The 21,608-nt window shown below is 58.8% G+C and carries 22 protein-coding genes; 8 read left to right on the forward strand and 14 right to left on the reverse strand.

What is annotated here, in order from left to right; genetic code table 11:
• Positions 1–34 precede the first annotated feature (34 nt).
• Positions 35–940, reverse strand: coding sequence for a 16S rRNA (cytidine(1402)-2'-O)-methyltransferase (gene rsmI, locus J5M57_RS16955; protein WP_083367958.1), 906 nt, complete (start codon positions 938–940; stop codon positions 35–37).
• A gap of 177 nt (positions 941–1,117) precedes the next feature.
• On the opposite strand from rsmI, the gene J5M57_RS16960 reads away from it, so the two are divergent.
• The 4 genes from J5M57_RS16960 (at position 1,118) to J5M57_RS16975 (ending at position 4,564) form a co-directional block, all read left to right on the forward strand.
• Positions 1,118–2,929 carry a penicillin-binding protein activator gene (locus J5M57_RS16960; protein WP_207847868.1) on the forward strand — a complete coding sequence of 604 codons (1,812 nt, stop codon included), beginning with the start codon at positions 1,118–1,120 and terminating at the stop codon, positions 2,927–2,929.
• Positions 2,929–3,291 (forward strand): YraN family protein, encoded by a 363-nt coding sequence (locus tag J5M57_RS16965; RefSeq protein WP_025109296.1) that lies wholly within the window; start codon positions 2,929–2,931, stop codon positions 3,289–3,291. The genes J5M57_RS16960 and J5M57_RS16965 overlap by 1 nt, the downstream gene beginning before the upstream one ends.
• 104 nt (positions 3,292–3,395) lie before the next feature.
• On the forward strand, positions 3,396–3,989 hold the full coding sequence (locus J5M57_RS16970) for a phosphoheptose isomerase (protein ID WP_007961622.1): 594 nt from the start codon (positions 3,396–3,398) through the stop codon (positions 3,987–3,989).
• On the forward strand, positions 3,986–4,564 hold the full coding sequence (locus tag J5M57_RS16975) for a BON domain-containing protein (protein ID WP_064589121.1): 579 nt from the start codon (positions 3,986–3,988) through the stop codon (positions 4,562–4,564). Before J5M57_RS16970 ends, J5M57_RS16975 begins: the two co-directional genes overlap by 4 nt.
• Before the next feature lie 130 nt (positions 4,565–4,694).
• On the opposite strand, the gene J5M57_RS16980 is transcribed toward J5M57_RS16975, so the two are convergent.
• The 7 genes from J5M57_RS16980 to rplM form a co-directional block, all read right to left on the reverse strand.
• Positions 4,695–5,108: a ClpXP protease specificity-enhancing factor gene (locus tag J5M57_RS16980; protein WP_064589122.1), complete on the reverse strand. Its 414-nt coding sequence runs from the start codon at positions 5,106–5,108 to the stop codon at positions 4,695–4,697.
• Positions 5,109–5,124: 16 nt separating this feature from the next.
• Positions 5,125–5,742 carry a glutathione S-transferase N-terminal domain-containing protein gene (locus J5M57_RS16985; protein WP_003228048.1) on the reverse strand — a complete coding sequence of 206 codons (618 nt, stop codon included), beginning with the start codon at positions 5,740–5,742 and terminating at the stop codon, positions 5,125–5,127.
• Between the two features lie 146 nt (positions 5,743–5,888).
• Complete coding sequence (locus J5M57_RS16990) at positions 5,889–6,671, reverse strand: cytochrome c1 (protein ID WP_064589123.1); 783 nt, start codon at positions 6,669–6,671, stop codon at positions 5,889–5,891.
• Positions 6,671–7,882, reverse strand: coding sequence for a cytochrome bc complex cytochrome b subunit (locus J5M57_RS16995; protein WP_169842419.1), 1,212 nt, complete (start codon positions 7,880–7,882; stop codon positions 6,671–6,673). The genes J5M57_RS16990 and J5M57_RS16995 overlap by 1 nt, the downstream gene beginning before the upstream one ends.
• Entirely contained in the window at positions 7,882–8,475 is a 594-nt protein-coding gene (gene petA / locus J5M57_RS17000) for a ubiquinol-cytochrome c reductase iron-sulfur subunit (RefSeq protein WP_003228055.1), read from the reverse strand. The genes J5M57_RS16995 and petA overlap by 1 nt, the downstream gene beginning before the upstream one ends.
• 269 nt (positions 8,476–8,744) lie before the next feature.
• Positions 8,745–9,137 carry a 30S ribosomal protein S9 gene (gene rpsI / locus J5M57_RS17005; RefSeq protein WP_003205364.1) on the reverse strand — a complete coding sequence of 131 codons (393 nt, stop codon included), beginning with the start codon at positions 9,135–9,137 and terminating at the stop codon, positions 8,745–8,747.
• 14 nt (positions 9,138–9,151) lie between these two features.
• Positions 9,152–9,580 (reverse strand): 50S ribosomal protein L13, encoded by a 429-nt coding sequence (rplM, locus tag J5M57_RS17010; RefSeq protein WP_007917032.1) that lies wholly within the window; start codon positions 9,578–9,580, stop codon positions 9,152–9,154.
• A 244-nt stretch (positions 9,581–9,824) separates the two neighbouring features.
• Here rplM and J5M57_RS17015 point away from each other — a divergent pair, with 244 nt between their 5' ends.
• Entirely contained in the window at positions 9,825–10,865 is a 1,041-nt protein-coding gene (locus tag J5M57_RS17015) for an NADP(H)-dependent aldo-keto reductase (protein WP_041073179.1), read from the forward strand.
• A 106-nt stretch (positions 10,866–10,971) separates the two neighbouring features.
• Here J5M57_RS17015 and J5M57_RS17020 read toward each other — a convergent pair whose 3' ends face one another.
• Positions 10,972–12,108, reverse strand: a complete 1,137-nt coding sequence (locus tag J5M57_RS17020; RefSeq protein WP_083367955.1) for an acyl-CoA dehydrogenase family protein — start codon at positions 12,106–12,108, stop codon at positions 10,972–10,974.
• 250 nt (positions 12,109–12,358) lie between these two features.
• On the opposite strand from J5M57_RS17020, the gene J5M57_RS17025 reads away from it, so the two are divergent.
• Entirely contained in the window at positions 12,359–13,255 is an 897-nt protein-coding gene (locus tag J5M57_RS17025; protein ID WP_169842445.1) for a GlxA family transcriptional regulator, read from the forward strand.
• A gap of 167 nt (positions 13,256–13,422) precedes the next feature.
• Here J5M57_RS17025 and zapE read toward each other — a convergent pair whose 3' ends face one another.
• From zapE to J5M57_RS17040, 3 genes are all read right to left on the reverse strand, one after another.
• The gene (gene zapE / locus J5M57_RS17030) at positions 13,423–14,517 is read right to left on the reverse strand and encodes a cell division protein ZapE (protein ID WP_041074841.1); all 1,095 of its coding nucleotides are present in this window, start codon (positions 14,515–14,517) and stop codon (positions 13,423–13,425) included.
• Positions 14,518–14,607: 90 nt separating this feature from the next.
• On the reverse strand, positions 14,608–15,963 hold the full coding sequence (locus J5M57_RS17035; protein ID WP_169842420.1) for a tryptophan--tRNA ligase: 1,356 nt from the start codon (positions 15,961–15,963) through the stop codon (positions 14,608–14,610).
• Between the two features lie 24 nt (positions 15,964–15,987).
• Positions 15,988–16,617 (reverse strand): alpha/beta fold hydrolase, encoded by a 630-nt coding sequence (locus tag J5M57_RS17040; RefSeq protein ID WP_207847867.1) that lies wholly within the window; start codon positions 16,615–16,617, stop codon positions 15,988–15,990.
• 144 nt (positions 16,618–16,761) lie between these two features.
• Between J5M57_RS17040 and J5M57_RS17045 the strand changes: the two genes are divergently transcribed.
• A complete protein-coding gene (locus J5M57_RS17045; protein ID WP_027612195.1) occupies positions 16,762–17,196 on the forward strand; it encodes a DUF1043 family protein in 435 nt (144 codons plus the stop codon).
• A 223-nt stretch (positions 17,197–17,419) separates the two neighbouring features.
• Here J5M57_RS17045 and J5M57_RS17050 read toward each other — a convergent pair whose 3' ends face one another.
• Both J5M57_RS17050 and J5M57_RS17055 read right to left on the reverse strand, forming a co-directional pair.
• Positions 17,420–18,157 (reverse strand): OmpA family protein, encoded by a 738-nt coding sequence (locus J5M57_RS17050; RefSeq protein ID WP_207847866.1) that lies wholly within the window; start codon positions 18,155–18,157, stop codon positions 17,420–17,422.
• A 116-nt stretch (positions 18,158–18,273) separates the two neighbouring features.
• Positions 18,274–18,918 (reverse strand): MBL fold metallo-hydrolase, encoded by a 645-nt coding sequence (locus tag J5M57_RS17055; RefSeq protein WP_207847865.1) that lies wholly within the window; start codon positions 18,916–18,918, stop codon positions 18,274–18,276.
• 451 nt (positions 18,919–19,369) lie between these two features.
• Here J5M57_RS17055 and J5M57_RS29085 point away from each other — a divergent pair.
• On the forward strand, positions 19,370–21,608 hold a 2,239-nt coding region (locus J5M57_RS29085), incomplete at its 3' end, for a M10 family metallopeptidase (protein ID WP_279381890.1).

Consider the following 21,608-nt stretch of genomic DNA (forward strand, 5'->3'; position numbering starts at 1 on the left):
CGCTAATAGCCGCGAAACCCGTCTGCGCGACGGGTTACTCGCCCTTCTGCCGTTCCAGCGCGACCTGATACAGCACGTTTTTGCGCTCACCGGTGATTTGCGCCGCCAACGCCGCGGCGCGCTTGAGCGGCATCTCTTCGAGCAGCAGATCAAGGATGCGCATGGCTTCACTGCTGACCGCATCTTCGGACTCCGGTGCAGACCAGCCGGCCACCAGCACCACGCATTCGCCGCGCTGCTGATTGCTGTCGGATTCGACAAACGCTCGCAGCTCGGCCAACGGCAGACCTTTAAGGGTTTCAAAGGTCTTGGTGATCTCACGGGCCAGCAGCGCCTGACGCTCGCCGCCGAACACCGCTTCCATGTCTTGCAGGCATTCGAGGATACGGTGCGGCGCCTCATAGAAAATCAGCGTGCGCGGCTCTTCCTTGACCGCTTCCAGACGCGCCTTGCGTCCCACCGATTTGGCCGGCAGAAACCCTTCAAAGATGAAGCGATCGGAGGGCAGCCCTGCCGCCGACAACGCCGCGATCAACGCGCAGGCACCCGGCACCGGTACCACATTGATCCCGGCCGCCCGCGCCTGCCGCACCAGGTGATAACCCGGATCGGAAATCAGTGGCGTCCCGGCGTCGGAAATCAGTGCAACGTTGTCGCCCGCCAGCAAGCGGGTAATAAAGCGGCTACCTTCATCACGTTCGTTGTGTTCGTGGCACGCGGCCAACGGCGTGGAAATACCGAAGTGCTGCATCAACCGCGCCGAGTGCCGCGTGTCTTCGGCGGCGATCAGTGCCACTTCGCGAAGGATTTTCAGGGCCCGGGCGCTGATGTCGTCCAGGTTGCCGATGGGCGTCGCCACCACATAAAGCGAGCCAGCAGCGGAATTCAAAGGACCTGGAGCAGTCAAAGCGCACACCTCATGATCGGTAAAAGCCGGCATTGTAACGCGTCACGAGGCTTGCGATGCGTTCCGGCCGACCTCGGTTTTGCGCGTCTTTGTGCGGCCCCGCAACATTTGCTTCAGCTAAATTGACGGTTTAACGCCAGTAACATCGCGCCCCGGCCAGTGCTTGGGTACAATTCCACGCTAATTTGATCGAGTATCAGGAACACTTACATGATCGCTTGCCTGCGGCTGTTCACTGCCCTCTGCCTCGCTGCCTTGCTGGCGGCTTGCGCCAGCTCCCCTTCCTCCAGCCTTGGCGAACTTCCACGGACCCCGGACGCCAGCATCGAGCAACTGCTCGAACAGGCGACCCAGGCCAAGACGCCGGAAAAAGCCGCCCTGTTGCGCCTGAGCGCGGCCGATCTGGCTTATCGCCAGGGTAACGCTGGCCAGTCCGCGCAGATCCTGCAACAAGTGCCAATGGAGCAGTTGAAGCCAGGCCAGCAGATCTTCGCCAGCACCTTGTCTGCTGAACTGGCGATGACGCGCAATCAGCCGAAAGCGGCGTTGACCGCCCTGAGCCATCCGAGCCTGCAGCACCTGGGCGAGATGCCGGAAGAGCAGCAGGTGCGCACCGGCACCGTGCATGCCCGCGCATTTGAAGCCGACGGCCAGACCCTGGCGGCCGCTCGCGAGCGCATCTTCATCGCGCCAATGCTCAAAGGTGAAGCCGCCAGCAAGAACCACGAAGCGATCTGGACCCTGGTCGCCTCGCTGCCGACCGATCAACTGCAACCCAACACCGCCGATGATCTCGGCGGCTGGATGGGCCTAGCGCTGGCAGTAAAAACCGCCGGCACCCTGGAACAGCAACAAGCCGCGATCGATGCGTGGCGCGCGCAAAATCCAAAACACCCGGCTGCGATCAACCTGCCGCTGCCGCTGACCAAACTCAAAGAGCTGGCCAGCCAGCCGCTGAGCAAGATCGCCCTGCTGTTGCCGCAAGACGGCCCGCTGGCCTCGGTCGGCAAAGCCCTGCGTGAAGGCTTCATGGCTGCGCACTACCAGGCACAACAGGCTGGCCAGAAACCGCCAGCCATCGAGTTCTACGACAGCTCCAAGCTGACCTCGATGGACGAGTTCTACCGCAAGGCTCAGGCCGATGGCGTGCAACTGGTGGTGGGTCCACTGGAAAAGCCACTGGTCAAACAACTGAGCACTCGCCCGCAACTGCCGATCACCACCCTCGCGCTGAACTACAGCGAAGGCGACCAAGGCCCGGCGCAATTGTTCCAGTTCGGTCTGGCCGCTGAAGACGAAGCCCGCGAAGTCTCGCGCCGCGCCCGTGCCGACGGCTTGCACCGCGCCGCGATCATGGTGCCGAAAGGCGAATGGGGCGACCGCGTACTGCGTGCGTTCAGCCAGGATTGGCAGGCCAACGGCGGCAGCATCGTCGCCACCGAACGGGTTGATCAGCCAGTGCAACTGGCCCAGCAGATCGCCGACATGTTCCAACTGCGTCAAAGCGAAGCCCGCGCCAAGAGCCTGCAGAATGCCGCCGGCACCAATGTCGCCGCGCAGCCTTCGCGTCGTCAGGACATCGAGTTCATCTTCCTGGCTGCCACGCCGCAACAGGCGCAGCAGATCAAGCCGACCCTGAACTTCCAGTACGCCGGTGACGTTCCGGTCTACGCCACCTCCCACGTCTACAGCGCCAGCGGCGACGTGAACCAGTACAACGACATGAACGGCGTGCGCTTCTGCGAAACCCCTTGGTTGCTCGAAGCCAACGACCCGCTGCGCCAGCAAGTCACCGCACAATGGCCACAAGCCGCCGGCAGCCTCGGCCGCCTGTACGCGATGGGCGTCGACGCCTACCGCCTGGCGCCGCGCCTGGGTCAGCTGAAGGCCCTGCCGGACAGCCGCATCGAAGGTCAGTCGGGCAGCCTGGGCATGACCCAGACTCAGCGTGTAGTGCGTCAGTTGCCATGGGCGCAGTTCGTCAACGGTCAGGTTCAACGCCTGCCGGACACTCCGCGCTGATGCCCGACAGCTCGCACCTGCAAAGCGGTAAAGATGCCGAGCGCCAGGCGCTCGAGCATCTGCAACACCAGGGTCTGCGCCTGCTGGCGCAGAACTGGTCATGCAAACGCGGCGAGCTTGATCTGGTCATGCTTGATGGCGATACAGTAGTATTCGTCGAAGTCCGCTACAGAAAAAACACTCAATGGGGTGGCGCGCTCGCTAGCATCGATGAGCGCAAACGGCAGAAACTGATTTTCGCCGCACAGTATTTTCTTCAGCGCGAGTCGCGCTGGGCCGATTCCCCTTGCCGCTTCGACGTGGTGGCCATCGACAGGCACCCGGATCAGTTGAACTGGTTGCAGAATGCTTTCGATGGTTGATTCTCTGCACACCACCCCGGACACTTTCACCGACAATTTTTGCTCTTTGCTTTGCGGGCTGCACATTCACGTGCCGAACAGCCGCGCCACTTAAGGTCACACAGATGGACATGCAATCCCGAATTCGCCAGCTTTTCCAGGCCAGTATCGACACCAAGCAACAGGCGATGGACGTACTTGCACCGCACATCGAGCAAGCCAGCCAGATCATGGTCAACGCCCTGCTCAACGAAGGCAAAATGCTTTCGTGCGGCAACGGTGGCTCTGCCGGCGACGCCCAGCATTTCTCTTCGGAGTTGCTGAACCGCTTCGAGCGCGAACGCCCGAGCCTGCCCGCCATTGCCCTGACCACCGACAGTTCGACGATCACCTCGATCGCCAATGACTACAGCTACAACGAAGTGTTCTCCAAGCAGATTCGCGCACTGGGCCAACCAGGCGATGTGTTGCTGGCGATTTCGACCAGTGGCAACTCGGCAAACATTATTCAAGCGATCCAGGCCGCACATGATCGCGAAATGATTGTCGTAGCATTGACTGGCCGCGACGGCGGCGGCATGGCTTCACTGCTGCTGCCTGAAGATGTCGAGATTCGCGTACCGGCCCATGTCACTGCACGTATTCAGGAAGTCCATCTGCTGGCGATCCATTGCCTCTGCGATCTGATCGACAGCCAACTGTTCGGGAGTGAAGAATGACCCCTAATCGCCTTGGCCTTCTGGCCTTGACCCTGTGCCTCGGCATCAGCGGCTGCACCTCGGTGGTAAACGCCAGCCGTGAAGCGCCGATTGAAGACGACCGCGGCACCCGAACCTTCGGCAGCAAAATCGACGACTCGCTGATCGAGACCAAAGTCGGCGTCAACGTCGCCAAGGCCGACCCGGCCCTGGACAAGGATTCGCACATCGTCGTCACCAGCTTCAACGGCGTGGTGCTGCTCGCCGGCCAGACACCGCGCGAAGACCTCAAGGCCAAGGCCGAACAGGCCGCTGCCAACGTCCAGCGCGTGAAGAAGGTCCACAACGAACTGCAAGTGATCGCGCCTTCGAGCTTCCTCGCCCGTCAAAACGACGCCTGGCTGACCACCAAGATCAAGACCCAGATGCTGACCGATGCCAGCATTCCCGGCTCGCGCATCAAGGTCGTGACCGAGAATGGCATCGTCTATCTGCTGGGCCTGCTGACCAAGCAGGAAGCCCAACAGGCGACCAATCTGGTGCAAAGCGTTTCCGGTGTGCAGAAGATCGTGAAGCTGTTCGAATACATCGACTGACCAACACCCCTGTAGGAGCTGCCGCAGGCTGCGATCTTTTGATCTTGTGTTTGAAGATCAAGATCAAAAGATTGCAGCCTTCGGCAGCGCCCACGCAATAAAAAGGCGACCCTCTCGGGTCGCCTTTTTATTACTTCACCACTTTCAGGCTTGGCCGGCCACTTGGGCGCGGCGGCTCGCTGTCCGGCGGCGGCAAGTCGTCATCCGACTCGATATCGTCTTCGTCATCCATCGGCGACTCAAGATCAAACACCATGCCCTGCCCGTTCTCCCGGGCGTAGATGCCCAGGATCGCACTGATCGGCACGTACAGGCTGTGCGGAACACCACCGAAGCGACCCTCGAAGGTCACCACGTCGTTGTCCATGTGCAAATGCCGCACGGCGCTGGGCGAGATGTTCAGGACAATCTGCCCGTCACTGGCAAAACCCTGCGGCACCTGCACCGCCGGGTATTCGGAATTGACCAGCATGTGCGGGGTGCAATCGTTATCCACAATCCACTCGTAGAGCGCGCGGACCAGATAAGGTCGACTGGAGTTCATAGCGGCTCCTTAAGCCTTAGCGCATATCGCGTTCGACGCCAGACAGACTCGCCTGGAAAGCCTCACGCGCAAACTGGCGCTCCATATAATCAAGCAGCGGCTTGGCCGGCCGCGGCAGTTCAATACCCAGAATCGGCAAACGCCAGAGTATTGGCAATAGGCAGCAATCCACCAGACTTTGTTCCTCACTGAGGAAAAACGGCTTGTCGGCAAACAGCGGCGACACGCCCGTCAGGCTTTCACGCAATTCCTTGCGCGCCACGACACGCGCGGCTTCCTTGGTTTTCGGATCCAGGATCAGATCCACCAGACCACACCAGTCGCGCTGAATACGGTGAATCAGCAAACGGCTGTTGGCACGCGCCACCGGGTAAACCGGCATCAGTGGCGGATGCGGGTAACGCTCATCCAGATATTCCATCACCACGGTCGACTCCCACAACGCCAGGTCGCGATCGACCAGTGTCGGGAGACTGCCGTAAGGGTTCACCTCAATCAGTTTAGGCGGCTGGCGACCAGCTTCCACGTAAATGATTTCGGCGCTGACACCCTTCTCTGCAAGCACGATGCGCACTCGGTGGGAATAGTGGTCGGCGGGGTCGGAGTAACAGGCCAACCGATTGGTCACGCCCATGGCGATCCTCCTCGCTTGTTGAAATTATCGGAACCGGAAAAACGCGCGCGCCCAGAGGGCGCCTCCCGCAATGCCTGGCTGACCAGACGTTGCGTTATCGGAGGCGCCCTTGGGCGCGCGCGATTAACAGCAATGCTTGAAGCGTATCAGTGCACGTCTTTCCAGTATTCACGCTTGAGCAGGTAGGCGAACACAAAGAAGAACGCCAGGTACAGCAAGACGTAAGTACCGATGCGCTGATGTTGCAGCTTAACCGGGTTAGCCGAGTAAGCCAGGAAGGTTACCAGATTCTTGACCTTCTCATCGAACTGCTCTTCGTTCAGAGCACCGGTTTTCGGCACGATGGTCAACTGATCGCACGCTTCATGAGTCAGCGGCGTACCGGTCAGCGGATCGTATTGCTTCTTGCCGTCTTCGACGATCTGCACTTGTTTGCAGCCAACCACCTGGCGCCCTTGCAGGCCGACCAGCACGTTAGGCATGCCAACGTTCGGGAAGACCTTGTTGTTCACGCCCCATGGGCGCGCCGGATCTTCGTAGAACGAGCGCAGATAACCGTAGAGCCAGTCGGTGCCACGCACGCGAGCAACCAGGGTCAGGTCCGGCGGTGCCGCACCGAACCAGGTCTTGGCGTCTGCGGGCTGCATGCCGATGTTCATGTGGTCGCCGATCTTGGCGCCGGTGAACACCAACTTCTCCAGCATCATTTCGTGTGGAATGCCGAGGTCATCGGCCACCCGCTCATAACGCTGGAACTTGGCACTGTGGCAACCCATGCAATAGTTGGCAAAGGTTCGTGCGCCATCTTGCAGGGCAGCCTTGTCGGACACGTCGATGTCGACTTTTTCCAGCTCCGGACCACCGTGTTCGGCGGCAAAAGACAGCACAGGCAGCGCAGCAAAAATCAGAGCAAAAAATAACTTTTTCATCAGCCAGTCACCCTTTCCGGAACCGGTTTGGTCTTCTCGAGCCTGGTGTAGAACGGCATCAGAATGAAGTAGGCGAAGTACAGGAAGGTACAGACCTGCGACACCAGCGTGCGCTCCGGCGTCGGCGCCAGTACGCCCAGAATGCCGAGGATCACGAAGGAAATGCAGAACACAACCAGCCAGACCTTGCTCATCCAGCCCTTGTAGCGCATCGATTTGACCGGACTGCGATCAAGCCATGGCAGGACAAAGAGCAAGGCAATCGACGCGCCCATGGCGATAACCCCCATGAGCTTGTCCGGGATTGCCCGCAAGATCGCGTAGAACGGCGTGAAGTACCAGACCGGTGCAATGTGCTCAGGCGTCTTGAACGGGTTGGCTTGCTCGAAGTTTGGTTTTTCGAGGAAGTAACCGCCCATTTCCGGGAAGAAGAACACGATAAAGCAGAAGATGAACAGGAACACCACCACACCGACGATGTCTTTCACGGTGTAGTACGGGTGGAAGGCGATGCCGTCCAGCGGGATACCGTTTTCGTCTTTGTGCTTCTTGATGTCGACGCCATCGGGGTTGTTCGAACCGACTTCGTGCAGCGCCAGAATGTGCAGCACCACCAGACCGAGAATCACGATTGGCAGGGCCACGACGTGCAGAGCGAAGAAGCGGTTCAGGGTGATCCCGGAAATCAGGTAGTCACCACGAATCCACTGGGTCAGGTCGTTGCCGATGACCGGAATCGCACCGAACAGCGAGATGATCACCTGGGCACCCCAGTAGGACATTTGGCCCCACGGCAGCAGGTAACCCATGAAGGCCTCGGCCATCAGCGCCAGGTAGATCAGCATGCCGAAGACCCACACCAGCTCACGGGGTTTCTGGTACGAACCGTAGAGCAGGCCACGGAACATGTGCAGATAGACCACGATGAAGAACGCCGAAGCGCCGGTGGAGTGCAGCAGACGCAGGATCGAGCCGTACTCGACGTCGCGCATGATGTATTCGACGGAGGCGAACGCCTCTTCTGCCGACGGCGTGTAGCTCATCGTCAGCCAGACACCGGTGACGATCTGGTTGACCAGAACGAGCAGTGCCAGCGAGCCGAAAAAGTAGAAGAAGTTGAAGTTTTTTGGCGCGTAATACTTGCTGAGATGGTCTTCCCACATTTTGGTCGCAGGAAAGCGCGCATCAACCCAATCCATGAACTTGCTCATCACGCTTTCTCCGTATCGACGCCAATGACAATCAGGTCATCGGTCTCATAGGAATGCGGGGGAACTGGCAGGTTCAAAGGCGCGGGTTGCGACTTGTAGACGCGTCCAGCCAGATCGTAGTGGGAGCCGTGGCAAGGGCAGAAATAGCCACCAACCCAGTCTTTGCCCAGATCCGCAGGTGCCACTTCGGGACGGAAGGTTGGTGAGCAACCCAGGTGTGTGCAAATCCCGATCAGCAGCAGAATTTCCGGCTTGATCGAACGCACTTCGGGGTCGACATAGGTAGGTTGCGTGGAGTTTTTGGAAGTCGGATCGGAGAGCTGGCCCTCGATCTTCTTGAGATTCCCCAGGATTTCCGCAGTACGGCGGACAATGAACACCGGCTGGCCGCGCCATTCAGCAATCATCTGCTGTCCTGGCTCGATCTTGCTGACATTCACTTTCACCGGTGCACCGGCGGCTTTCGCCTTGGCACTGGGAAACCATGACCCCACGAACGGGACCGCAGCCCCCACCGCTCCTGCAGCACCCACCACGGATGTGGCTGCTACCAAGAAGCGACGCCGGCCTGCATTCACGCCGTCATTGCTCATTCAGTCCTCTCCCATCAGCTTTGTGGCCTGTTAAATCAGGCATCTACTAAATAAATCAATGTTACTTATAAAAATTTTGCCGAGATGGTAATGAAAAGCCCCAATTCTGACAAGGGAATTACCCGGGGCTCCCACCCTCAAGCCTTGTAGTATAGGGGGTCTACGAATGTGGCAAGTTGTCACAGCGCAATTCTTTAATAAATCGCAGGCATAAAAAAACGCCCGGTTCCGTGAGGAATCGGGCGTTCTTTTTTGAACGTGGAAACGAATTAACGCTTCGAGTACTGCGGACGCTTACGCGCTTTACGCAGACCAACTTTCTTACGTTCAACTTCACGGGCGTCGCGAGTAACGAAGCCAGCTTTGCGCAGAGCGCCACGCAGGGTTTCGTCGTAGTCCATCAGAGCGCGAGTGATGCCGTGGCGGATTGCGCCAGCTTGACCACTTACACCACCGCCGATCACGGTGACGTAGATGTCGAATTTCTCGACAGTCTCGGTCAGCTCCAGCGGCTGACGAACTACCATGCGGGCAGTTTCGCGGCCGAAGAAGTTATCCAGCGAACGGTTGTTGATGGAGATGTTACCAGTACCCGGACGCAGGAAAACGCGTGCGGTTGCGGTCTTGCGACGGCCAGTGCCGTAATTTTGAGTCGCCGACATAATGTACTATTCCGTTAAAACTTCAGTTCTTGGGGCTGCTGAGCAGTATGTGGGTGTGCAGCGCCCGCATAGACTTTCAGCTTACGGTACATGTCGCGACCCAGTGGGTTTTTAGGCAGCATGCCTTTAACCGCGGTCTCGATCACGCGCTCAGGGGCTTTAGCGATCAGCTTTTCAAAGTTGATCGACTTGATGCCGCCCGGGAAACCGGAGTGGGAGTAGTACATTTTGTCAGTGGTTTTAGCGCCGGTAACACGGATCTGCTCGGCGTTGATTACGACGATGTAGTCGCCGGTGTCAACGTGAGGAGTGTACTCAGGCTTGTGCTTGCCACGCAGACGGCTCGCGATTTCGGTGGCCAGACGACCCAGGGTCTGACCAGCAGCGTCGACGACAAACCAGTCGCGCTTAACTGTTTCCGGTTTAGCAGTAAAAGTTTTCATTCTTTATAGCCTCAGGGGCCGCCTGTAAATAAGACGGCGGATCTTACTGAATAGTGCGTACTTTGACAAGTCAAAGGCAGCCGGATACAGACGCTTTCGGGGGCTCGGGTCGGCGCGTCCGTTCAACGGCAAGATTCTTCGGCGGCGGCGCATCACTTCCACTGCAGAAAGAGGTCGGCAATTATGCAGATTGCGAAAAATTTTTCAACCTGCTTTTATGATTGTTTTGCCCAAGGAGCACCCGATGGACTATCGCCAGCTAGGCCGTACCGACCTGAACGTGAGTGCAATCTGCCTCGGCACCATGACCTGGGGCGAGCAAAACACCGAAGCTGAAGCCTTCGCCCAGATCGAACGGGCCAAGGAAGCCGGGATCAATTTCATCGACACCGCCGAGATGTACCCGGTGCCGCCGAAAGCTGAAACCTACGCCACTACCGAGCGCTACATCGGCAATTATTTCAAGAGTCGCGGCGACCGCGCCGACTGGATCCTCGCCAGCAAGATTGCAGGCCCGGGCAACACCATCGACTACATCCGCGACAAAAACCTGCGCCACAACCGCCAGCACATCACCGAAGCGGTGGATGCCAGCCTCAAGCGTCTGCAAACCGATTACATCGATCTCTACCAGTTGCACTGGCCTGAGCGCAGCACCAACTTTTTCGGACAGCTGGGCTACAAACACAAGATCGAAGCCAACCTCACCCCGCTCGAAGACACCCTCGAAGCGCTCGACGAACAGGTGAAGGCCGGCAAGATCCGCCACATCGGCCTGTCCAACGAGACGCCGTGGGGCACCATGCGTTTCCTCGCCCTGGCCGAAGCCCGTGGCTGGCCGCGTGCGGTGTCGATCCAGAACCCGTACAACCTGCTCAACCGCAGCTTCGAAATCGGTCTGGCGGAAATCGCCATCCGCGAACAATGCGGCCTGCTCGCTTACTCGCCGCTGGCGTTCGGCTTCCTCTCAGGCAAGTACGAAGGTGGCGCCCGTCCGCCGAAAGGCCGCCTGAGCCTCTACAGCCGCTTCAGCCGCTACTTCAACGCGCAATCGGAAGCCGCTTGCAGCCGCTACGTGGCACTGGCCCGCGAACACGGTCTGGATCCGGCGCAAATGGCCCTGGCCTTCGTTACCCAGCAACCGTTCGTCACCAGCAACATCATTGGTGCGACGACGCTCGAGCAACTGGACAGCAACATTGCCAGTTTCGACCTGAAGCTTTCCGACGAAGTGCTGGCCGGGATCGAGGCGATTCACAAGGATCATCCGAATCCGGCGCCTTGATTGATTCATAGAGCCAATCGCGAGCAGGCTCACTCCTACATTTTGGAATGCATTTCCCTGTAGGAGTGAGCCTGCTCGCGATAACGGTCTGACGGTCCCCGAAATCTCAAAGCGAGCGCGCAATAATCTCCTTCATGATTTCATTGGTGCCGGCATATATCCGTTGCACCCGCGCATCCGCCCACGCCCGGGCCACCGGGTATTCCCACATGAACCCGTAACCGCCATGCAACTGCACGCACTCGTCGAGCACCTTGCATTGCAGGTCGGTGCCCCAGTATTTCGCCATCGCCGCCGTCGGCACGTCGAGCTTGCCTTGCAGGTGCAGTTCCAGACATTTATCGACGAACACTCGACCGATCTGGATTTCAGTTGCCATCTCCGCCAGCTTGAAGCGCGTGTTCTGGAAATCGGCAATCGCCTTGCCGAACGCCTTGCGATCACGGGTGTAATCCAGCGTCCACTTCAGCGCAGCCTCGGCTGAGGCCAGACCGCCGATCGCCACGGTCAAACGTTCCTGCGGCAACTCCTGCATCAAATAGGCAAACCCCGCCCCGGCCTGCCCCAGCAGGTTTTCTTTCGGTACGCGCACGTCCTGGAAGAACAATTCCGACGTGTCCTGGGCCTTCATTCCGACCTTCTCCAGGCGTTTGCCCTTCTCGAAGCCCGGCGTATTCGCCTCCACCAGAAACAGACTGGTGCCCTTGGCGCCAGCCTTCGGATCGGTCTTCGCCACGACAATCACCAAGTCAGCCAGAAAGCCGTTGGTGATGAAGGTCTTGGAGCCGTTGATCACGTACTCGTCACCGTCGAGCACCGCCGTGGTCTTGACCCCTTGCAGGTCGGAACCAGCGCCCGGTTCGGTCATGGCTATCGCCGTGACCATCTCGCCCGAGACCAGTTTCGGCAGGTACTTGTGCTTCAGCGCCTCGCTGCCGTAATGCAGGATGTACGGTGCAACGATGTCCGAGTGCAGCGAGAAACCGATTCCAGTCAGCCCAAGACGACCCACCTCCTCGATCACCACGGCGCTGTACAGAAAGTCCGCGCCCAGGCCGCCGTACTCTTCCGGCAGATGCGAGCAGAGCATCCCCGCCTCCCCCGCCTTGTTCCACAGCTTTCGGTCGATGTGGCCTTGTTTCTCCCACTGAGCATGGAACGGCACGGCCTCTTTTTCGAGGAAGGTTCGTACGCTGTCGCGGAACAATTCGTGCTCGGAGCTGAACAAGGTTCTGGGGATCATGCGGCACCTTTCTGTCTTGTTGGAGGGATGTCTCTCTCAGAGACTAAGCCTCACCTCTGATACAGGACACTGGACACTTCCGACAAAAAATAAGACGATCCAGCCGTCTGGTGACCACTTTCCCTTATAAAAACAAAACAAAAGTTGAATTATGTCCAAGCAAGTCTCCACGCCCTTGCGGCGCGTCAGCATCCTGGCAATCGACCGGGTTTTCGCATCCACACTCATGCAGGCCAAGGATTTCTTCCATCTGGCCAGCCTGCGTTACGGCAAACAACTGGGCCACGGCCTGACACCGGCGTTCGAAACGCGCCTGGTCAGCCCCGATGGCAAACCGGTGAACAGTTTCAGTGACGTGGTGATGCCGGTGGACGGCGGCCTGGAAAACGCCGACGTCATCATCCTCCCGGCGTTCTGGGACGATTTCGATACGTTGTGCAGCCGTTATCCACAGGTCCTGCCGTGGCTGCGCGAACAGCATGCCCGTGGCGCCGTGCTCTGCGGCGAAGCCACCGGGGTGTTCTGGCTGGCCGAGGCCGGATTGCTCAATGGCAAGGAAGCGACCACTTACTGGCGCTTCTTCAATGCCTTCGCCGAGCGCTTCCCCAAGGTTTACCTGAATCAGGACAAGCACCTGACCGACGCTGACAATCTGTATTGCGCCGGCGGCACGACGTCGGCGTGCGACCTGTACATCTACCTGATCGAACGCTTCTGCGGCGCCAACGTGGCGCAAGCCGTGGCTCGCGACATCCTTTACGAAGTGCAGCGCAGCTATTCGCCGGGGCGTATCGGCTTCGGTGGGCAGAAGCTGCACCAGGACGTGATCATCCTGCAGATCCAGCACTGGCTCGAAGAGCACTTCGCTGACAAGTTCCGCTTCGAAGACGTGGCCCGCGAGCACGGCATGAGCATCCGCAACTTCATGCGCCGCTTCCAGACCGCCACCGGTGACAAGCCGCTGCACTACCTGCAGCGCCTGCGCATCGAGACCGCCAAGGGCCTGTTGTCCGGCAGCCGCAAGAGCATCAAGACCATCAGTTATGAGGTCGGCTACGACGATGCGAGCTTCTTTGCGCGGCTGTTTCGCCAGCACACTGAACTGTCGCCGAATCAGTATCGGCAGCAGTTTCAGCAGGCTGCATAAGAACCCATGTAGGAGTGAGCCTGCTCGCGATAGCGGTGTGTCAGTCGCATCAGTGCCAAATGGACGGACGCAATCGCGAGCAGGCTCACTCCTACAAGGTCTGTGGTGAATTTCGGATATAAAAAAAGGGCCTGCAATTGCAGGCCCTTTTTATTTGCCGAATCTGTTTAAGGCTTGTGTGCCCGGGACAGGAATTCGTGCGATTGCATCTCCAGCAGGCGGCTCAGCGTACGCTGGAACTCGAACGTCAGGCGTCCGCCGGTGTACAGGTCCTTCAACTCGACTTCGGCAGAAATGATCAGCTTGACGTTACGGTCGTAGAACTCGTCGACCATGTTGATGAAGCGGCGAGCAATGTCGTCAGTGGTGACGCTCATCTGCTCGACGCCGCTAAGCAATACGGCGTGGAAGATCTTGCCCAGTTCGATGTAGTCGTTCTGGCTGCGCGGGCCGTCGCACAGTTCGCGGAAGTCGAACCAGGCCACGTCGTCGCAGGTGCGCAGGGCACGGATTTCGCGGTTCTCGATGATCAGCACATCGTTTTCCACCGCCGCCGTGCATTCCGGGGTCAGTGCCTTGAAGCTCTTGCGCAGGCTTTCGTGGGCGGCTTCGTCCAGCGGATAGTGGAACAGCTCCGCTTGTTCGAGGTGGCGCAGACGGTAGTCGACACCGCTGTCGACGTTGACGATCTCGGTGTTCTGCTTGATCAGCGCGATGGCCGGCAGGAAGCGCGCGCGCTGCAGACCGTCCTTGTACAGGCCGTCCGGAACGATGTTCGAAGTCGCGACCAGGGTCACGCCGTTCTTGAACAGCTCTTCCATCAGCGTGCCGAGGATCATCGCGTCGGTGATGTCAGACACGAAGAACTCATCGAAGCAGATCACCCGCGACTCGGTCGCAAAGCGCTTGGCGATGATGGTCAGCGGGTTTTTCTCGCCACCGAGGGTTTTCATCTCTTCGTGCACACGCTTCATAAAGCGGTGGAAGTGAGTGCGAGTCTTTTCCTTGAACGGCAGCGCTTCGAAGAAGGTGTCGACCAGGTAAGTCTTGCCGCGACCCACGCCGCCCCAGAAATACAGACCCTTGACCGGCGTCTGATCCTTCTTGCCAAACAGTTTGCCCAGCAAACCAGGCTTGTTCTGCTCGGCCGCGATCAGATCGTCGTACAGGCGCTGCAGATGACGCACAGCAGTTTCCTGCGCGGCGTCATGGAAGAAGTCCGGGCGTTTCAGATCAGCTTGGTATCGTTCTAGGGGCGTCATAATTCGTTAGCAAGGCAACAAAAACGGGCCGCCACTGTAGCGACGGCCCGTAGGAATGGCAATCAGCCCTTGGTCGGGCCGCGCCGCGGATTAGTCCTGAGCCGGGGTCAACGCAATGCGCAGAGCCTCGATGGCCGTGTCCCGCGCAGCAGCGTCGGCGAACGCCGGGCTGTCGCCGACGCACTCGCCTTCCAGCCACACGCTGAAGCTCAGGTCTTCGCTGCGCACGTCCAAAGGCTGGCCGGATTGCAGTTGTTTGGTCACCTGGCCTGCAGCTTTGCCGTCGGCGAAGTTGCGCGACAGCAGCAGTTGCTCGCCATCAGCCGCCAGCAGACGGAAGCGGAAGCTGCCATCGTCTTCACGGAAACTGACGAAGCGTGCAGCTTTTGCCGCCTTCTTCTTGGTGGTCGCCGCGACTTGCACTTGATTGACAAACGAACGCAGGCCGACCGCTTCACGCAGTTCGTTGAGGAACGGTGTCGCCACGGCACGGGCCTTTTTCGCGCCGTGTTGCAGGATGTCTTCCAGATCTGCCGGACGCTCGATCAGTTGGTGATAACGCTCGCGGGACTCGCCCAGCTGGTTATCCAGCAACTGGAACAGACGATTCTTCGCCTCGCCCCAACCCAGACCGCCGAGCAGTTCGCTGCGGAATTCGTCAGCCTGAGCCGGCGTGGCGAATGCCTGGAACAGGGTAAACAGGTGCGAGTTGTCCGGATCTTTCGCTTCACCCGGCGCGCGGGAGTCGGTAACGATGCGGGAGATCGCGTCCTTCATCTCTTTGGCGCTGGAGAACAGCGGAATGGTGTTGTCGTAGCTCTTGGACATCTTGCGCCCGTCGAGGCCTGGCAAGGTCGCCACGCTTTCCTCGATCAGCGCTTCGGGCATGGTGAAGAACTCTTTGCCCTGACCGAACAGGTGGTTGAAGCGCTGGCCGATGTCGCGGGCCATTTCCACGTGCTGGATCTGGTCACGACCGACCGGCACCTTGTGCGCGTTGAACATCAGGATGTCCGCCGCCATCAGCACCGGGTAGCTGTAGAGGCCCATGGTGATGCCGGCATCCGGGTCTTCACCGGTTTCGACGTTCTTGTCCACCGAAGCCTTGTAGGCGTGCGCACGGTTGAGCAGGCCCTTGGCCGCGACGCAGGTCAGCAGCCAGGTCAGCTCGGGGATTTCCGGAATGTCGGACTGGCGATAGAAGGTCACGCGATCGACATCCAGACCACCGGCCAGCCAGGTCGCGGCGATTTCCAGACGCGAGCGCTGGATGCGCAGCGGGTCATCGCATTTGATCAGGGCGTGGTAATCGGCCAGGAAGTAGAACGAGTCGGCATTGCTGTCGCGACTGGCAAGGATCGCCGGGCGGATGGCGCCGGCGTAGTTGCCCAGGTGCGGCGTGCCGGTGGTGGTGATGCCGGTGAGGATACGGGTACGGTTCGTCATGGGTAATCGCTTGTCAGACTGCAATCAATTCGAGAGACGCGGCAGGATCAGATCCTTGAGATCGGTCAGCTTGCCATGAAAAAAGTGTCCGCATTCTGCCACTTTCAGCAGCTCATGGGGGCGCTGGAGTTTGTCGGACCAGTCGTAAACCAGTTGCGGATCGATCACTTCGTCGGTTTCCGGCTGGATCACGGTCAGCTCGCCGTGCTGCGGCAGTTGATCCTGATCGCCCAGGCGCATCACCGCCGGCGCGACCATGAACAGGTGTTTGAGCTGCACGCCTTGAGCTTCAAGACGACCGCCGAGACTTGCTGCAACAAATCCGCCGAAGGAGAACCCGAACAGGGTCAATGGCAGATCCGGGTGCTTTTCCCGCAGCCAGGCGGCAGCAGCCTGCGCGTCGTCGACTTCACCGCTGCCCATGTCGTGGGCACCTTCGCTGGCACCGACGCCGCGATAGTTGAAGCGCAAGGTGATCAGACCTGCGTCGCGCGCGGTGCGCTGCAGGGTCGAGACGACCTTGTTGAGCATGGTGCCGCCCTGCACCGGGTTCGGATGGCAGATCAGCGCGATGCCGTTTGGCTGCTCGTTATCGAGGTACAGCGCTTCGATTTGGCCGACTGGGCCATCAATCACTACAGGGGTTTCACGCATCAGCAAGGAAGGAACTCCGTGACCTCGAATCGGGTCGACTCGTCTAGCAAATTGTCTGTGCCAATCTATTGCGAGTGAATCGCGGTATACAGCGCAGGTTCGAGCCGTTAACGTAAAGCAAAGCCGTTTATAGAGGAAGGACTCGTGGAACACTCGCTCTTAGTTTGGTTGTTACCGACTCTTGCCCTGGTTGTGGGTGTCGCCATTGGATTCCTGATCGCGCGCGTTGCGCCGAACGCCGCACCGAGCCGTACGCAGCGTCAACTGGATGATATCCAGGAGCGTTTCGACAGTTATCAAAACGAGGTGGTCACCCACTTCAACAGCACGGCGACGCTGGTCAAGAAGCTGACCCAGAGCTATCAGGAAGTGCAGGATCATCTCGCCGAGGGCGCCAACCGTCTGGCCCTGGACGAGCAGACCCGTCAACGCCTGATCGCCGCTTTGCACGCCGATGCCGCGCAGGCACCGCGCGAACGCCTGACGCCACCGCGCGATCAGGAGCCGCCACGCGACTACGCACCGAAAGCCCCGAACTCGCCGGGCATGCTCGATGAGCATTACGGCCTGAAGAAGTAATCAGGTTTCGCGCCCAACAAAAAGCCCCCGGACAATTTGGTTGTCCGGGGGCTTTTTTGTATCTGTCTGTGGTGCCGATTTGATCGCTATCGCGAGCAGGCTCACTCCTACATTTTGAAATACATTCCCCTGTAGGAGTGAGCCTGCTCGCGATGAGGTCATACCAGGCCAGACAAAAAAATGCCCGGTCACAGGACCGGGCATTTCTTCACTCAAGCCTCACTTACGGATACTGCTGAACCGTACCCGGCTGCGGTTGCTGCTGACCACCATACTGCTGGCCCGGGATCGCCTTCAGGTTGACCTCAACGCGGCGGTTCTGCGCGCGGCCATTGACGTCACCGTTGCTGGCAATCGGGTTATCCGGACCGGCACCACGGGCCGACAGGTTGGCACCGCTGACACCTTGCGAGGTCAGGTAGGTGGCCACGCTCTGTGCGCGACGCTGAGACAGGTCCATGTTGTGCTGGCGGCTGCCGGTGCTGTCGGTGTAGCCGACGATTTCGATCTGGTTCTGGTTGAACTCTTTCAGCGAATTCGCCAGGTTGTTCAGCGGCTGGTAAAAGCTCGAAGCGATGTTCGCCGAATCGGTGGCGAAAGTGATGTTACCCGGCATGATCAGCTTGATCTGATCGCCTTGACGCTGCACTTCAACGCCGGTATTGGCCATGCTGGCGCGCAGTTTCTTCTCCTGCTGGTCAGCGTAGTAACCGTAACCGGCCGCCGAAGCACCGACCACGGCTGCACCGATCAAGGCGCCCTTGCCACGGTTATCGTGACCGATAGCAGCACCCGCGAGTGCACCGGCCAGCGCACCCAAGCCACCGTACTTGGCGGTTTTGCTCATGCCTTGGGAGCCACCGTCGGCCTGACCCTGATTGTCATACGGGTTAGGCGAGGCGCAGCCGGACAGCACAGCGACGGCAGTAGCGACAATAATCAAACGACGCGTGGTGAACATGGAGAGCTCCTACTTTTCTGCATTCTGTGGTGCAGCGGTCGTTTGGCAATAAACCTCTGCGGGCGTTGGATCGTGACAATGCACAAAAATTCCACCGGCCACCCGTGACAAAATATTTAGGCCCGCACAAATGGGTTTTCGCGCATTTCATCCCCTAGACGCGTGTCCGGACCATGCCCGGTAACCACGGTTGCGTCTTCGTCCAGGGTGTACAGCCGCTGCTTGATCGATCGCACGATGGTCGCCTGATCGCCGCCCCACAAATCCGTGCGCCCTACCCCGCGACGAAACAACGTGTCGCCGGCAATCAACAGCTTAGCCTCGGAAAACCAAAAGCTCATGGAACCGGGTGTATGTCCCGGCGTATGCAGCGCCACGCCACAGCCACAGGCCAGTTCCTCATCGTCGCTCAACCAGCGATCCGGCGATGGCACCGGTGTGTAGGGCACACCGAACATCTGGCACTGCATTTCGAGGTTGTCCCACAGGAATTGATCTTCCTTGTGCAAATGCAGGGTGGCACCGGTTTTTTCTTTCATCTGGCCGGAAGCGAGGAAGTGATCGAGATGCGCGTGGGTGTGAATGATGCTGACCACTTTCAGGCCATGAGCATCGAGGCGCGCCATGATCAGGTCAGGATTGCCGCCCGGGTCGACGACGATGGCTTTTTTAGTGAGCGGGTCGCCGATGATCGTGCAGTTGCACTGCAGCGGGCCGACGGGGAAGGTTTCGCGGATAAGTGTAGGGCTGGGAGCAGTCATGAGAAATCCTGGACGAACGGTCGTAAGGCTTATTTCAGAATTCTACTGCACAAGCCGATACAGATCGCCCGGTCAGTTATTTGACGCCACCAATCCGAAAAATGATGGCTTAATGATGTCAAATGTATTGTTTCTGGTGCAAAATCGCATTTTTTTGTAGCGGTCGCATTCAGGAAGGGCCGCAGCGCACTCAGGAAATTCCCGCATGCCAACGCCCAAGACTTATACATTCGCGTTACCTGCCACGCTTACTGGCAACTCTATCGTCGATAGCCTTATTTCCGGTAAATACTGGTTAGGATCGAACTGGCCTTTCGGTGGGGAGACAGCGCTCACTTACAGTTTCATGGCGCCGGGAACTTCATATTTCGCCACGTTTTACAGCCCAAAAAACGAATATAACGCGCTGTACGAACTGACGGATGGACAGAAGACTGCAATCACCAATGCCTTGGGTACATGGAGTGCCGTTGCCAACCTCACTTTCACCCTGACCAGCGACAACATGAGCAATGTTGGCGACTTGCGTTTTGGTGGCTATCGGTTGATGGACAATAAAACCGCAGCATGGGCTTACTTTCCTGACAACCTTCCTGCCGCCGGTGACGTCTGGGTCGGTACGGAAACCAGCGACCCGAATCCGGGCAAGGGCACTTACGACTACATGACGTTCGTGCATGAAATCGGCCATGCGCTGGGCCTCAAGCACCCTTTCGATACCAGTGCGACCAACAAGCTCCTGTTGGATCCTTCGCTGGACGATGTTCACTTCACAGTGATGAGCTACAACAGCAACTACTCCTATCAGCCAACGACGCCGATGGTGCTGGACATCATTGCGATGCAAAGTCTGTACGGTGCCAACATGCTGTGGCAGACCGGCGATAACGTCTATAAATGGGATGCCAACCAGTCGGTCTTCGAAACTATCTGGGATGCAGGCGGCAACGACACCATTGATGGCAGCAATCAACTGGCGTCCGTCAATATCAATTTGAATGAAGGCAGTTACAGTCAGATCGGCAAGGCGTTCACGGATCTCAACAGCAACACGCTCGTCCATGACGGGCTGGCGATTGCCTTTGGCGCCAAGATCGAAAATGCCATTGGTTCGGCCTTTGACGATGTTCTGACGGGTAATGCGCTGAACAACGTATTAACCGGTGGCGCCGGCTCTGACACACTGGATGGTGGTGCCGGTAACGACACACTGATAGGTGGTACCGGCAACGATACTTACATCGTCGATAGCCAAAGCGACACCGTTACCGAATTGGCTGGTGAAGGCCATGACGTGATCCGCTCCTCCGTCAGCTATACCCTGTCCGCCAACGTCGAGGACGGCACTCTGCTGGGCACCGCCAACCTCAACTTCGCCGGCAACGCCCTCGACAACGTACTGACCGGTAACGCCGGCAACAACATTCTGGCAGGCTACGCTGGCAACGATATTCTCGACGGCGGTGCCGGCAACGACACCCTGATCGGCGGCACTGGCGATGATACCTACTACGTCGACAGCCAAAGCGACACCGTGACCGAGCTGGCCGGTGAAGGCCACGACGTGATCCGCACCTCCGTCAGCTACACCCTGTCCGCCAACGTCGAGGACGGCATTCTGCTGGGCACCGCCAACCTCAACTTTGCCGGTAACGCCCTCGATAACGTGCTGACCGGTAACGCCGGCAACAACATTCTCGACGGCTACGCGGGCGCCGACACCCTGATCGGCGGCACTGGCAATGACACTTACTTCGTCGACAACGCAGGCGATGTCATCGTTGAAACCAGCACCTCGCTCAGCGAAATCGACACGGTCAATGCTTCGCTGGACTGGACCCTGGGCGCCAACCTGGAGAACCTGGTTCTGCGTGGCAGCGACAACCTCAACGGCACTGGTAACGCGCTCAACAACATCATCACCGGTAACGCCGGCAACAACATTCTCAATGGCGGTGCCGGCAACGACACGCTTGATGGTGGAGCAGGAACCGACACCCTGGTCGGTGGTACAGGTGACGACACCTACATCGTCGATAGCCAGAGCGACATCGTGACCGAACTGGCCGGCGAAGGCCGCGATGTAATCCGCACCTCTGTCAGCTACACCCTGTCGGCCAACGTCGAAGACGGCGTGCTGCTGGGTAACGCCAATCTGAACCTTACCGGCAACGCCCTCAATAACACGCTTACCGGTAATACCGGTGATAACATCCTTGACGGTTTTGCGGGGGCCGACACCCTGATCGGCGGTGACGGCAATGACACCTACCGGGTTGACAATGCACAGGACGTGATTATCGAAACCGACTCTGCGAACAGCGGAATCGATACTGTGCAGTCGACAATTACCTGGACGCTTGGCAGCAACCTGGAGAACCTGACGCTGCTGGGCAGCGATAACTTGAACGGCACCGGTAACGCACTCAATAACATCATCACCGGTAACGCCGGCAACAACGTCCTTGATGGCGGAGCCGGCATCGACACCCTCACCGGCGGTGCTGGCGACGACATCTACATCGTCGACAGCCAAAGCGACAAGATCATCGAAGCGGCCGGCGAAGGCCACGACGTGATCCGCACCTCCGTCAGCTACACCCTGTCGGCCAACGTCGAGGACGGCATCCTGCTGGGCACCGCCAACCTCAACTTCGCTGGCAACGCCCTCGATAACGTACTGACCGGTA

The organism is Pseudomonas sp. 86_A, assembly GCF_017491705.1.
GTDB lineage: Bacteria > Pseudomonadota > Gammaproteobacteria > Pseudomonadales > Pseudomonadaceae > Aquipseudomonas > Aquipseudomonas koreensis.

Coding starts and splice junctions, on each gene's coding strand:
- J5M57_RS16985 (WP_003228048.1), bottom strand. CDS start 5,742: ATGGGCGTGACCAATCGGTTGGCCTGTTACTCCGACCCCGCCGACCAC.
- petA (WP_003228055.1), bottom strand. CDS start 8,475: ATGAGCAATGACGGCGTGAATGCAGGCCGGCGTCGCTTCTTGGTAGCA.
- J5M57_RS16970 (WP_007961622.1), top strand. CDS start 3,396: ATGGACATGCAATCCCGAATTCGCCAGCTTTTCCAGGCCAGTATCGAC.
- J5M57_RS17055 (WP_207847865.1), bottom strand. CDS start 18,918: ATGACTGCTCCCAGCCCTACACTTATCCGCGAAACCTTCCCCGTCGGC.
- zapE (WP_041074841.1), bottom strand. CDS start 14,517: ATGACGCCCCTAGAACGATACCAAGCTGATCTGAAACGCCCGGACTTC.
- J5M57_RS17015 (WP_041073179.1), top strand. CDS start 9,825: ATGGACTATCGCCAGCTAGGCCGTACCGACCTGAACGTGAGTGCAATC.
- J5M57_RS16995 (WP_169842419.1), bottom strand. CDS start 7,882: ATGAGCAAGTTCATGGATTGGGTTGATGCGCGCTTTCCTGCGACCAAA.
- rplM (WP_007917032.1), bottom strand. CDS start 9,580: ATGAAAACTTTTACTGCTAAACCGGAAACAGTTAAGCGCGACTGGTTT.
- J5M57_RS16990 (WP_064589123.1), bottom strand. CDS start 6,671: ATGAAAAAGTTATTTTTTGCTCTGATTTTTGCTGCGCTGCCTGTGCTG.
- J5M57_RS16960 (WP_207847868.1), top strand. CDS start 1,118: ATGATCGCTTGCCTGCGGCTGTTCACTGCCCTCTGCCTCGCTGCCTTG.
- J5M57_RS17040 (WP_207847867.1), bottom strand. CDS start 16,617: ATGCGTGAAACCCCTGTAGTGATTGATGGCCCAGTCGGCCAAATCGAA.
- J5M57_RS16965 (WP_025109296.1), top strand. CDS start 2,929: ATGCCCGACAGCTCGCACCTGCAAAGCGGTAAAGATGCCGAGCGCCAG.
- J5M57_RS17020 (WP_083367955.1), bottom strand. CDS start 12,108: ATGATCCCCAGAACCTTGTTCAGCTCCGAGCACGAATTGTTCCGCGAC.
- rsmI (WP_083367958.1), bottom strand. CDS start 940: ATGCCGGCTTTTACCGATCATGAGGTGTGCGCTTTGACTGCTCCAGGT.
- J5M57_RS16975 (WP_064589121.1), top strand. CDS start 3,986: ATGACCCCTAATCGCCTTGGCCTTCTGGCCTTGACCCTGTGCCTCGGC.
- J5M57_RS17050 (WP_207847866.1), bottom strand. CDS start 18,157: ATGTTCACCACGCGTCGTTTGATTATTGTCGCTACTGCCGTCGCTGTG.
- J5M57_RS16980 (WP_064589122.1), bottom strand. CDS start 5,108: ATGAACTCCAGTCGACCTTATCTGGTCCGCGCGCTCTACGAGTGGATT.
- J5M57_RS17035 (WP_169842420.1), bottom strand. CDS start 15,963: ATGACGAACCGTACCCGTATCCTCACCGGCATCACCACCACCGGCACG.
- rpsI (WP_003205364.1), bottom strand. CDS start 9,137: ATGTCGGCGACTCAAAATTACGGCACTGGCCGTCGCAAGACCGCAACC.